This is a genomic window from Rouxiella badensis (assembly GCF_026967515.2).
GTDB classification, from domain to species: domain Bacteria; phylum Pseudomonadota; class Gammaproteobacteria; order Enterobacterales; family Enterobacteriaceae; genus Rouxiella; species Rouxiella badensis.
Window position 1 is genome coordinate 1,347,721 of sequence record NZ_CP114062.1, and the last position, 11,734, is coordinate 1,359,454.

Annotated in this window: 9 protein-coding genes; 8 read left to right on the forward strand and 1 reads right to left on the reverse strand. The window is 54.8% G+C overall.

Going from position 1 to position 11,734, the window contains the following annotated elements:
• Window positions 1–199 precede the first annotated feature (199 nt).
• Window positions 200–988 (forward strand): phosphate starvation-inducible protein PhoH, encoded by a 789-nt coding sequence (gene phoH / locus O1V65_RS06500; RefSeq protein WP_017491283.1) that lies wholly within the window; start codon window positions 200–202, stop codon window positions 986–988.
• Between the two features lie 68 nt (window positions 989–1,056).
• On the opposite strand, the gene chaA is transcribed toward phoH, so the two are convergent.
• Window positions 1,057–2,157 (reverse strand): sodium-potassium/proton antiporter ChaA, encoded by a 1,101-nt coding sequence (gene chaA, locus O1V65_RS06505; protein ID WP_017491284.1) that lies wholly within the window; start codon window positions 2,155–2,157, stop codon window positions 1,057–1,059.
• Between the two features lie 480 nt (window positions 2,158–2,637).
• On the opposite strand from chaA, the gene chaB reads away from it, so the two are divergent.
• The 7 genes from chaB (at window position 2,638) to pdxR (ending at window position 11,734) form a co-directional block, all read left to right on the forward strand.
• Window positions 2,638–2,865: a putative cation transport regulator ChaB gene (gene chaB / locus O1V65_RS06510; RefSeq protein WP_017491285.1), complete on the forward strand. Its 228-nt coding sequence runs from the start codon at window positions 2,638–2,640 to the stop codon at window positions 2,863–2,865.
• 38 nt (window positions 2,866–2,903) lie between these two features.
• A complete protein-coding gene (locus O1V65_RS06515; protein WP_165429551.1) occupies window positions 2,904–4,430 on the forward strand; it encodes a carboxylesterase/lipase family protein in 1,527 nt (508 codons plus the stop codon).
• A 71-nt stretch (window positions 4,431–4,501) separates the two neighbouring features.
• Complete coding sequence (uvsE, locus tag O1V65_RS06520; RefSeq protein WP_084913003.1) at window positions 4,502–5,464, forward strand: UV DNA damage repair endonuclease UvsE; 963 nt, start codon at window positions 4,502–4,504, stop codon at window positions 5,462–5,464.
• A gap of 152 nt (window positions 5,465–5,616) precedes the next feature.
• A complete protein-coding gene (locus O1V65_RS06525) occupies window positions 5,617–6,147 on the forward strand; it encodes a GNAT family N-acetyltransferase (protein ID WP_017491288.1) in 531 nt (176 codons plus the stop codon).
• Entirely contained in the window at window positions 6,144–8,216 is a 2,073-nt protein-coding gene (locus O1V65_RS06530) for a hydantoinase/oxoprolinase family protein (RefSeq protein WP_227955151.1), read from the forward strand. Before O1V65_RS06525 ends, O1V65_RS06530 begins: the two co-directional genes overlap by 4 nt.
• Complete coding sequence (locus O1V65_RS06535) at window positions 8,206–10,194, forward strand: hydantoinase B/oxoprolinase family protein (RefSeq protein WP_269130334.1); 1,989 nt, start codon at window positions 8,206–8,208, stop codon at window positions 10,192–10,194. The genes O1V65_RS06530 and O1V65_RS06535 overlap by 11 nt, the downstream gene beginning before the upstream one ends.
• Window positions 10,195–10,222: 28 nt before the next feature.
• Entirely contained in the window at window positions 10,223–11,734 is a 1,512-nt protein-coding gene (gene pdxR / locus O1V65_RS06540) for a MocR-like pyridoxine biosynthesis transcription factor PdxR (RefSeq protein ID WP_017491291.1), read from the forward strand.

Sequence of the window (11,734 nt, forward strand, 5' to 3'; positions counted from 1 at the left end):
GTCATTCATGACAATGCCTCCTCGTGAAAAGAAATGGAGAAATAGATTAATTATTAATCGACGGTCTTTATTTTCTCTTCACGTTATTCATTGGCTCAACTTGGTCTAAAAGGAGACCAAAACCTCATCTGTATGTGAAACATAATCGTGCGGGCCTCCGGCCTATAGCGTTAAGTGAAACAAACTGTAAGGTGCCACTATGGGAAGACAAAAAGCAGTGATCAAAGCTCGTCGTGAAGCGAAACGTGTAATCAGACGTGACTCACGCAGTCACCGCCAACGTGAGGAAGAATCAGTGACCTCATTAGTGAACATGGGCGGTGTGGAATCCATCGGTATGGCTCGCGATACTCGCGACACCTCCATTATCGAAGCGCGTACGGAAGCTCAAGGTCATTACTTATTAGCCATAGAGAATAAGCAGTTGATTTTTGCCACAGGCGAAGCAGGTTGTGGCAAAACGTTTATCAGCGCTGCGAAAGCGGCAGAGGCGTTAATTCACAAAGAGATAGACAGGATTATAGTGACTCGCCCGGTACTGCAGGCCGATGAAGATCTCGGTTTCTTGCCTGGGGATATTTCAGAGAAATTTGCTCCTTATTTCAGGCCAGTTTACGACATTCTCGTTCGTCGTTTGGGCTCTTCCTTTATGCAGTATTGTCTGCGACCGGAAATAGGGAAGGTAGAAATTGCGCCATTTGCCTATATGCGTGGGCGTACTTTCGAAAATGCGGTGGTGATTCTGGATGAAGCCCAGAACGTCACAGCCAGTCAGATGAAAATGTTCCTGACCCGTCTCGGTGAAAATGTGACGGTGATAGTCAACGGGGATGTCACCCAGTGCGATCTACCGCGCGGCGTGGTATCAGGGCTTAGCGATGCACTGACTCGCTTCAAAGAAGACGAGATGGTCGGCATCATTCGCTTCACTAAAGAAGACTGCGTACGTTCAGATTTGTGCCAACATGCGCTGAACGCCTACTCATAACTCACACTGAAGTTTCAATAGAAAGGCCGCCAATTCTGGCGGCCTTTATTGTTTCTAAATGCTGAGACTTACAGCATGATAATCATCATGTAGGCGCAGAATAAAGCCAGGTGCGCGGTACCGTTCAAAACGTTGGTCCTTCCGGTCGAGAAGGAAATCTGACACAGGATAAGCACGGCCAGCATGACCACAATATTGGCTGGGGCCAGGCTGAACATCAGCTCTTGTCCTGTCAGGGTGGCGATAATGGTCACTGCGGGTACCGTCAAAGAGATGGTCGCCAGCACCGAACCGAAGAACAGGTTCATCGCACGCTGCACCTGATTTTTCAGCACTGCCTTCAGTGCGCCCAGCCCCTCGGGAGAGAGGATAAGTAACGCCACTAAAAAGCCGGTGAACTGTGCCGGAGCATTAAGTTCGGTGAGCAGCGTCTCGAGCGGGTTGGCGTTGAACTTGGTGACAGCAATAACCAATACCAGATGTACGACCAGCCAGAGCGCATGAGTCAAGTTTTTATGCGACGACGGCTTACCGTGAGGCGTATCCTCGTCTTCATCTTCGTGCTCATAAACAAACAGGCTTTGGTGCGTTTTGGTCTGAATCAGCAGGAATACCCCATACATTGCCGCCGAAATAGCCGCCACAAATAGCGCCTGTAGCGTGGTGAAGTTGCCTCCTGGCAGCGCCGCGGGCAGCACCAGTACGATGATTGCCAGCGGGAAAATGGCCATTAAATATTGTTTGATACCGCCGAGATTCACGTACTGGGTGGCAAATTTGCGTCCGCCGAGCAGCAGCGCGAAGCCGACCAGGCCAGAGGTGACAATCATAATGATGGAAAACAGCGTGTCGCGCATCAGGGCGGGTGCCGCGTCGCCCGTCGCCATGAGTGCCGAGATCAGACTGACCTCGAGAATCACCACCGACAGGCTGAGAATCAGCGAGCCGTAGGGTTCACCCAAACGATGGGCCAGCACGTCAGCATGGCGAACCACGCTAAAGGCGCTGGCAAGAATACCCAACAGTGCAATCAGGTTAATGCCTATCACGAAACCAAAGTTGCTGCTGTTGCCCCACAGCATTAGAACGATAAGGGCGATAATAGGGAAGACGAGAGAATACTCTTTATGACGGGATTTATGCTTGTGTTGGTCCTGTGCTGACACCATGGTAGTAATTTTCCTTATAAATGATGCTGTTCGTCAGGCAGTAAACGAGGATTTACCTGTGCGAAAAACATGGGGCCTGTCCGGAGAGAGTTTGATACCTCTATAATTAATAACAGTAATTTCTTGTTACATTGTAGCTTATGTTTCGGGCTGATGATACTAAAAATCCTATTGATGTGGTTTTTTATTTGTAGTGCGTATTTTAAGGGGTTAACTCTGTATTTACTGTGCCTTAACTAAGGTTTTTAGAAAGATAGCGTTAAATAAAGTCGTTATTTAACAATACTTTATTTGTGTTTTTTAGATTAATGTCTTCTTTGAAAAGATAGGTAAATTAACGTGGTGGTAAGCGTGTTTGTCTCAGGTGTAAAAAAGTTGCCCGAATTTTCACGATTATGCCCAAATCCCGTTATCTTCAAGCGTAGCAGCTAGACTGATAGATGAGGCTAAACCGCCTGATTTGAAAAGAGGAGACTGCCTATGCCTTATGAAAATAGAACCGCACTGCCGGACTCGGTAAAGCATGTTCTTCCTGCACATGCGCAGGACATCTATAAGGAAGCGTTTAACAGCGCGTGGGAAGAATATAAGAGCCTCAATGAAAGACGAGGTGACGCAGGGCGTGAAGAAACCGCGCACAAGGTGGCCTGGGCCGCCGTTAAGCACTCCTATAAAAAGGGAGATGATGACAAATGGCATCCAAAATGATTGTCGACCTGGCAACACTCTCTTAAGAAGGATTCACCATGCCCGATGAACACACCCCTTTGGTGACAACAGACGCCGGAACGGTCGCGGGGGAATGGGATGGCGGTATCGCCACCTTTAGAGGCATCCCTTTTGCTGCGCCGCCGGTCGGGCCATTGCGCTGGCGAGCGCCGCAGCCGCCGGAAAAATGGCAAGGTATAAAGGAAACTAACCGCTTCGGGCAATCGAGTTGGCAAAATCGCGAATACTGTGTGGCGGTTGGAGGCGGTGACCCCGGTACCTTCAGCGAAGACTGCCTTTATCTGAACGTATGGACGGCATCGCCGGTAGCCGACGGTAAAAAACCGGTCATGGTCTGGATCCACGGCGGCGGCTACACCATCGGCTCCGGCGGTCTTTCTCCCTACATTGGCGCGCCGTTGGCCTCACGTGGCGTGGTGCTGGTTACCCTGAATTATCGCTTAGGGCATCTCGGCTTCTTTGCGCACCCGGCGTTAGACGCGGAATATGCCGCAGGAGAGGGGGTGAATAATTTCGCCCTGCTGGACCAGATTGCCGCGCTGCAATGGGTGCAAAACAATATTGCCGCCTTTGGCGGCGACCCTGACAACGTCACGATTTTTGGCGAATCGTCCGGTGCGCGCAGCGTGCTCTCCCTGTTTGCTTCGCCGTTGGCAAAGGGGCTGTTCCATAAGGGAATTGTCCAGTCGGCCTATACCTTGCCCGACACCACGCGGCATAAGGCGCTGCATCGCGGTAAGGCGCTAGCGCAGCACTTTGGCCTGACGCAGGCCACCGCCGAACAGTTGCGCGAACTCCCCGCCGAAAGCTTCTGGCCGCTGAGCGGAAAGCTGGGCGTTGCACCGGTCCCTATCGCGGGCGACAGCGTGCTGCCACAGCCGATGATAGAGACCTTTAACGCAGGCAAACAACATCCGTTGCCGCTGATTATTGGCAGCAACAGCGATGAGGCCAGCGTGTTGAGCTATTTCAATATCGATGTTGCAGGCGTGGTAACGCGGCTAAAAAAAGAGCATCCGCTCGGCCTGCGGCTGATTAAGTGGCTTTATCCCGGCGTTAAAAGCTCCCAGGAGCTGGGGCGTCAAATCAGCCGCGACATGGCGTTTACCACCATGGGCTACGTCGCGATGCTGGGCCAACATAAAGCCGGCGCGCCGGGCTGGCGGTATTATTTCGATTACGTTTCTGAAAATGCCCGTGCGCTGTGCCCACACGGGACCTGGCACGGCAGCGAAATCCCCTACGTCATGAATAATATGCACCTGATTGACGACGCTCAGATCCTCGGCGGCGGGTTTACTCCACAGGACCGGGCCTTCGCCGACGTGGTCAGCGAATACTGGCTTAACTTTGCCCGTCACACTGCGGTGCAGAGCACGCATATAGACGGGGATATCCATTGGCCAGCGTGGAAGCCGCGCGGTGACAAGACGCTGCGCTTTGGTCATCAGGGGCACGTCGGGCTTAAAGTTGAACAGCGTTTTATGCGCATGCGGCTTCGGCTGTTCCGCCTGTTAATGAATAAATTAGTTAGTCTGGAATAAAACCTCTCTTTGCGTCCGGCGCAAATCGCCGGCCAAAGCGGTTTTATCCTCGAACTTATAAAGGACGCAGCATGAAATTAGGATTCGCGTGTAAATACTTTGACTCTGAACTGCATCAGCCATTCCCTTTCAGAGCAACGACGCGCACTCGCTTTTTGAGCCTGAATAAAGACCAGCAGACCGCGCTGCTTTATGAAATAGCCGAGTCAAATTTAAAGAATCTTTTTCTGACGTTGCAGACACTGGCTGAGCAACCGCCCGCGTTAAGGATGATGAGAATAGGCAGTGATTTGCTGCCTTTATATACCGTTGTTCAGGCGGGGGCGTGCTATGCGGAATTCTTGCCCAGTTTGTATCCACTCTTTACGCGCTGCGGCGAGTTTGCCCGCGCACATGATATCAGGCTGTCGTTTCATCCCGGGCAATATACCGTGCTGGCGTCGGATAATCCGCAGGTGGTCGAAAGAGCGCTTGAGGACGTTGAATATCACGCGCTGTGTGCAAGATTAATGGGGTATGGGCGCATATTCCAGGACTTTAAAATCAATATTCACATGAATGGGAAAAAGGGCTTCGACGGTTTCAGCGCCTCTTTTAAAAGGCTAAGCCCGGAAGCGAGGCGGATGCTAACGGTTGAAAACGATGAAATTTCCTGCTCATTGGACGACGTGCTACAGGCGGCGGAATTATGTCCGATTGTGCTGGATATTCATCATCACTGGGTGAAGGAAAATGCTTTTATTCAGCCCGCCGATCCCCGCATCGAGGCGATAAAATCATCATGGAAAGGGGTGAGGCCCGTTTTACATTACTCCATTTCTCAGGAGGGGATAATTCCTGATGGCGGTTATCCAGACCAAACGACGCTGGGTGTTTCAAAAATGAAACTCAGGGCGCATTCGGATTATTATTTTAATGACACGCTCAATGATTGGGCGCTGTCATTTAGCGACTTCGATATTATGTGTGAAGTTAAAATGAAGAATATTGCCAGAGACCGGCTTTATGATTATTTTTTGTCTAAAAAACAATAAATTGCCATCTCTTGCGCTAACCCCGCCAACTCGGGTTAACCATCCCCCCTCTCTGGCACCATCGAATGCCGCCGGCTGGCGCTAACACCACTCCGGGTTCTGTGTTTTAAATGCCTTAACGTTTTTCACAGGGCAACCACACAGGTAACGGCATGGCTTGGGTTAATGATAATAAAATTGTCGAGTGGGTTCGCGGTGGCTATGAGCTCAGCACCGACCGCGACCGGCTCGACATCGAGAAGATTCACCATTTCCTTTCCGAACAGTCTGACTGGGCCAGAGGGCAGTCGCGCGATACGCTCATGCGTTCTATTGCCCACTCTTTGGCGCTCGGGCTTTATTATCAGGGCCAGCAGATTGGTTTCGCCCGTATCGTCACCGACTTTGCCCGGTTGGCCTATGTGATGGATATCTTTATCGACGAAGCCTTTCGTGGCCGTGGGTTGGGCACCTGGCTGTCGGCGGTGGTGCGCAGTCATCCCGATTTAGTCAATGTTTCGAAATGGATGCTCACCACCCGCGATGCGCAGCCGGTTTATCAGCGCGCTGGCTGGAATCTGGTGACACATCCCGAGAGCATAATGGAAATTACCCGCGCTAATCCCGCCGCTCATTGCACGATACCGCTAGCCGAGACGCGTCTCACCGTTAAGCCATTCATAACAAAGGACGGCCCCCAATGACTTACCGAATTGGCGTAGATATCGGGGGATCGTTTACCGATTTCGCCGTTCTTGACGAGCGTGACAACAGTATTCGCACCCTGAAAGTGCTGTCGCGTCCCGATAGCCCCGGCAGCGAGATAACCCGCGGTTTAGGTCTGTTGAGAGAAAAGTTCGGCATAGAACCCGCCGAGGTGCATTACTTCACCCACGGCACCACGGTGGGGGTTAACGCGGTGATTCAGCGTAAGGGCGTCAAGCTGGCGCTGTTCACCACCGAAGCCTTCGAAGACGTGCTGGAGCTGGCGCGGCTTAAAATCCCGCATATCCATGACCTGTTTTCCCGTCGCCCCGAGCCGTTAATTAGCCGTGACCGCGTATTTGCCATCAAGGAACGCACCGACGGTCAGGGCCGCGTGCTGCAAGCTGTCGACCGAGACTCAGTGATTGCCGCAGTGGAAAAGGCGAAAGCACTGGGCTGTGAAGGCATCGTGGTGGCTTTTCTGCACGCCTACCGCAATCCCAGTAATGAGGCACAGGTGCGCGAAATGGTCGCCGAACTGGCCCCCGAGATGCTGACTTCATGCTCGGGCGAAATTTGGCCGATCATTCGCGAATACGAACGCACCATTACCGCAACCATCAACGCTTACGTACAGCCCAAGGTCATCAATTATCTGGGCGCGTTTGAGCGCGCGCTCAGCGAGATGGGCGTGCCGGTCCCGCCGAGGATAACCAAGTCTAACGGCGGCGTGATGGGCGTCGAGCAGGCCAAGGCCGAGTGCGTACAGATGATTCTTTCAGGCACCGCTTCGGGTGTGATTGGGGCGGGCTACATCGCCGACCAGTGCGGCTACGACAAACTGCTCAGCCTGGATATAGGCGGCACCAGCGCCGACGTAGCCGTCATCGTCGAAGGCAGACCGGAATACGGCAGCGGCGAAGCTATCGGCGAATTCCAGATTTTTATCCCTTCCGTTTCCGTCACCTCGGTCGGTCAGGGCGGCGGTTCACTGGCGTGGATAGACCGCCTGGGCGTATTGCAGGTTGGCCCCGACAGCGCCGGTTCACTGCCTGGCCCGGTTTGTTACGGGCGCGGCGGTCAGCAGGCCACGGTGACCGACGCCTTTGCCGCCTGCGGGTTGCTTGGGCACGGCTCACTGGGCTACAGCGCCGTCAGCGTCGACGTTGAGGCCGCGCGCCGTGCGGTAGCGCTGCTGGCAAAACCGCTGGCTATTTCGATTGAGGAGACCGCCGAAACCCTCATTCAGCTGGCTATCTCGAGCATGTATACCGACACCAGCGGGTTGATCTCACGCTTCGGCATTGACCCGCGCGAGTTCTATTTTTTGGCCTTCGGCGGCGCTGGCCCGATGATGGGCTGCTATCTGGCCCGTGAACTGAACATGAAAGGCGTGGTGGTGCCGCCTACGCCGGGCGTGCTCTCCGCGCTGGGTGGATTGGTCGCCGACCTGAAAAACGACTTCATCCGCACGCTGTATCGCGACCTGAATACGCACAGCCTGACGGAGATGACCGAGGCGGCCGCGCAGTTGAAAGACGTCGCTGAGGCGTGGCTGCGGCGCGAGCACGGCGTTGATTTACCCTATAGCCTGCAATTTTCGGCGGATATGCGCTATCGCGGGCAGTCGTTTGAAATTGACGTTGCGCTTAACCCAGACTGGCTGGCGCAAGGCGACCTGGACGCCATCAGCCAGGCGTTTAATCAACAGCACCTGAAGCTGTTCGGTCATTGCGATGCCCGTGCCGCCATGCAAATTATTAATTTGCGTCTGGTCATCAGCTCACCAACGTCACGGCCCGACCTGATAAAACTGCCGCACAGTAACGCGGCGGTCATTCCACAATCCATTGTCAGCGCATGGGTAGACGGCGCTCAGCGCGATGTGCTTGTGGTGCGCCGCGAGACCCTGCTGGCAGGCCAGCGTTTTACCGGTCCGGCCATTGTCTCGCAGGACGACTGCACCACCTGCATACCTACCGGAATGCAGGTCGAGGTAGATACCTTCGGCAATCTGGTCATTACGCCGTTACAGACAAACACTGAAGAGGTGGAACATGGCTATTGATGGTCGTAATTTACAAATTCTGGCGAACTACTGCGCCGCCGCCGCTGATGCAATGGCCTTTACCCTGATGCGTACTGCCCACTCGACCTTCGTTAAAGAAACTGAGGATTTCTCCTGCCAGATAGTCACCTGCGAGGGGCTGGCCTTCGCCTCGCCGCGCAGTTTTGGTGCACCCTGGTACAGCGGCATCGATTATGCACCGGTTCTGACGCTTATCGAAGACTATCAGGAGGGCGATATCTGCATCACCAATGACTCTTACGCCGGAAACGTCGCCACCCATTCGCCGGATATTCACATTTGGAAACCGGTGTTTTATCAGGGGCAGATAACATGCTTCGTGGTCGGCCACATTCACAACACCGACGTGGGCGGTGCGGTACCTGCCTCGCTGTCGCGTAGCCTGACCGAAATTGTGCAGGAAGGTTTGCGCATCCCGCCGATAAAGATCATCAGCGGCGGCCAGCTCAATGAAGATGTGGCACGGATTATGCGTCTTAATGTTCGTGCGCCGGACCAAAATTGGGGCGATTTCAACGCACAGATAGCCTCGGTAAACATCGGTGAACGCAAGGTGCAGGAGATTATTGCCCGCTTCGGCATCGACGACTTCCTGCAAGGCGTCGAAGGCATCCTCGACTACGCCGAGCAGCAGGCGCGCAACATCATCGCCACGATTCCAGACGGAGAATACTTCTATGCCGATTATGCTGATGAAGATACTGACGGGGGCTATCCCTGCCGTATCGCGGTTACGCTGCGCGTTACGGGTGAAACCCTTGAGCTGGACTACACTGGCAGCGATCCGCAGCTCACGTCCTCACTAAATATGCCCACCGGCGGGCGAGAACGTCATCCGCTGGCGCTGGTAGGCGTGACTTACGTGCTCTCGACGCTTGACAGTCGTCTGCTGCTTAACGCCGGAACGCTGCGGCCAACACGGGCGATTTTGCCTGCCGGCACGGTGATGAACTGCGAGGAACCCGCCGCGGTGGGAATGCGTTCCTTGACCTGCGCGGTCTCACAGATTGCCACGCTGGGGGCGTTTTCACTGGCGGTGCCCGAAAGGCTGCCCGCCAATTCGCCGGGCGGCAACTCTATCGTCAATATTAAAACCGTGGATGCACAAAGCCGCACGGTGGTGGCCTCGATAGGTCCAGTGGGCGGCGGTGCGGGGGGGACACCGCGTCACGACGGGCCGGACGGATCGGGAGGACTCTCGGCGTTTCTGAAAAACACCCCGGTTGAAATTAACGAAGCCGAGGTACCGATCCGCGTGCGCCGCTACGGATTGTACCCGGACAGCGGGGGCGCAGGGCGCTATCGCGGCGGACTGGCAACGGTGATGGAGTTCGAAGTCACCGCACCCAATACCGTGGTCACGGCGCGTAACCGCAATCGCTCGGTGTTTGCCTCGGCGGGCGCGGCGGGCGGCAACGCCGGTAAAAACTCCCGTTTTCAGACCCATCCCGACACCGAACGGCAGGTTGAACACGGCAACATCGACGTTATCAAATGCGGCCCGGGTGACGTTGTGCGGTTGATTGGCCCTGGTGCAGGAGGCTATGGCCCGGCGCGTGAACGTTCGCCGCAAAGCGTACTGCGCGACGTGCAGTGCGGGTTTGTCACCGTCGAGGGCGCACGCCGCGACTATGGTGTCGTGATAGTCGACGGTGATATCGACGCCTTCGAGACGGAAATAACCCGCAGCGCGATGCCTGAACCGAACGGTGAACACTTTGACTATGGCAGCGCGCGCTCGGCGTTTGAGGCCGTCTGGACACGGGCACGCTATGCGATTCTAACCGAATTTCTCGCCACCATGCCGGTCGTCTGGCGACACTTCCTCAAGCATCAGGTATTTGCCGCAGTGTCCACACAGCCTACGCCGCAGGATGAACAGCAGATGGCACGGCAAATGGCCGAGATTTTGCATGGTTTAACCGACAAGTTTCCGGCCATTCGCGGACTAGGCTAAACCTTTAAAACAGTGAGGACAGGCTCGGATGATCAACTTATCGATTCCGAAGACTCTCGACAGTAAATCGCACGGCTCATTGCAGTCGAAGCTGCGTGAGAAGATTTCCGAAGCCATCGCCTGCGGGGACTTCGAAGAGGGACAGACGCTGCCCGCGACCCGCACCATGGCCGAGCAGCTGAAGATTTCCCGCAATACGGTCACGCTGGTGTATGAGGAGCTGGCGGCGGAGGGCATCCTGATTTCGGCGCAGCGACGCGGATTTTACGTCGCGCCAGATGCGATGTCTCGCCTGCCGCAGAGTCGTCCGATGGCTCAAAGCCCGGCCAGCGTCGACTGGGACAGCAAACTGGTGATTAATCCTGCCGAGATGGAGCACATTACTCATCCGCACGACTGGCGCACCAAGAAATACACCTTTATGTATGGGCAGCACGACCGATGGATTTTTCCGATCTCCAGCTGGCGTAAATGCAGCCGCGATTCGCTCTCGTTGCACGATATGTACGACTGGACCGTGGATTATGTTGATGAAGATGATCCCGTGTTGCTCGACGCGTTTCGTCGGCGGGTCTTGCCGCGTCGCGGGTTCAGTGCCGGTACTCAGGAAGTGCTGGTCACCGTCGGGGCTCAGCATGCGCTGTTTCTGGCGATTCAGTGCCTTATCCGCCCCGGCATGGTGGTAGGCATTGAGGATCCTTCGTATCCCGATGTGCGTAACTTGATGATTTTCCACGGTGCGGTGCTGAGGCCGCTGCCAGTGGATGAAGACGGACTGATTATCAGCGAGGCGCTACGCGGCTGCGATATTCTGTATGTCACGCCGAGCCATCAGTCACCGACCACCGTGACGTTGTCACCAAGCCGTCGTCGCCAGCTGCTGCAAATGGCTAAAGACTACGACTTTATTATTATTGAAGACGACTACGACACCGAGTCGCGCTTCGGCAGATACCCGTCCAGCGCGCTAAAGTCTATCGACACAGACGGACGCGTGGTCTACGTCACCAGCCTGTCAAAGCTGCTTTCACCGGGACTTCGGGTGGGGTTTTTGGTCGGTCCGGCGCCGTTCATTCGCCAGGCTCGTGCACTACGGCGCATGAGCATTCGCCACCCTGCGGCCAATAATCAGCGCACCATCGCGCTGTTTCTTAAAGGCGGTTATTACGAGTCGTTGCTCAAGCGCTTTCACGAGGAGTATGCATTGAGGTGGCGTACTTTGCAGGAAGCGCTGCGCCAGTTTATCCCCTGTGCCGAGGTGGCTAACTCAGAAGGCGGCAGCTCCGTATGGCTGCGCCTGCCTGCCGAGATAAACACCCGTGAACTCTCAAAGCGTGCCTATGCGCGCGACGTTTACATTCAGCCGGGCGAGAGCTATTTTCTGCCGCTTTCCAACTCGACCCAGACGAGGCCAACAAACTATATGCGCATCGGTTTTTCGTCGATCAAAGTCGAGGATATTGCCGAGGGTATTGCCATTGTGGGCGGCGTGGTGGATGAAATGCTCTCGCGCGAAACCAGAAAAAGAGTGGGCGAATGA

Excerpts from the sequence above, each read along its gene's own strand:
- phoH (WP_017491283.1), top strand. The coding sequence starts at position 200 with ATGGGAAGACAAAAAGCAGTGATCAAAGCTCGTCGTGAAGCGAAACGT.
- chaA (WP_017491284.1), bottom strand. The coding sequence starts at position 2,157 with ATGGTGTCAGCACAGGACCAACACAAGCATAAATCCCGTCATAAAGAG.
- chaB (WP_017491285.1), top strand. The coding sequence starts at position 2,638 with ATGCCTTATGAAAATAGAACCGCACTGCCGGACTCGGTAAAGCATGTT.
- O1V65_RS06515 (WP_165429551.1), top strand. The coding sequence starts at position 2,904 with ATGCCCGATGAACACACCCCTTTGGTGACAACAGACGCCGGAACGGTC.
- uvsE (WP_084913003.1), top strand. The coding sequence starts at position 4,502 with ATGAAATTAGGATTCGCGTGTAAATACTTTGACTCTGAACTGCATCAG.
- O1V65_RS06525 (WP_017491288.1), top strand. The coding sequence starts at position 5,617 with ATGGCTTGGGTTAATGATAATAAAATTGTCGAGTGGGTTCGCGGTGGC.
- O1V65_RS06530 (WP_227955151.1), top strand. The coding sequence starts at position 6,144 with ATGACTTACCGAATTGGCGTAGATATCGGGGGATCGTTTACCGATTTC.
- O1V65_RS06535 (WP_269130334.1), top strand. The coding sequence starts at position 8,206 with ATGGCTATTGATGGTCGTAATTTACAAATTCTGGCGAACTACTGCGCC.
- pdxR (WP_017491291.1), top strand. The coding sequence starts at position 10,223 with ATGATCAACTTATCGATTCCGAAGACTCTCGACAGTAAATCGCACGGC.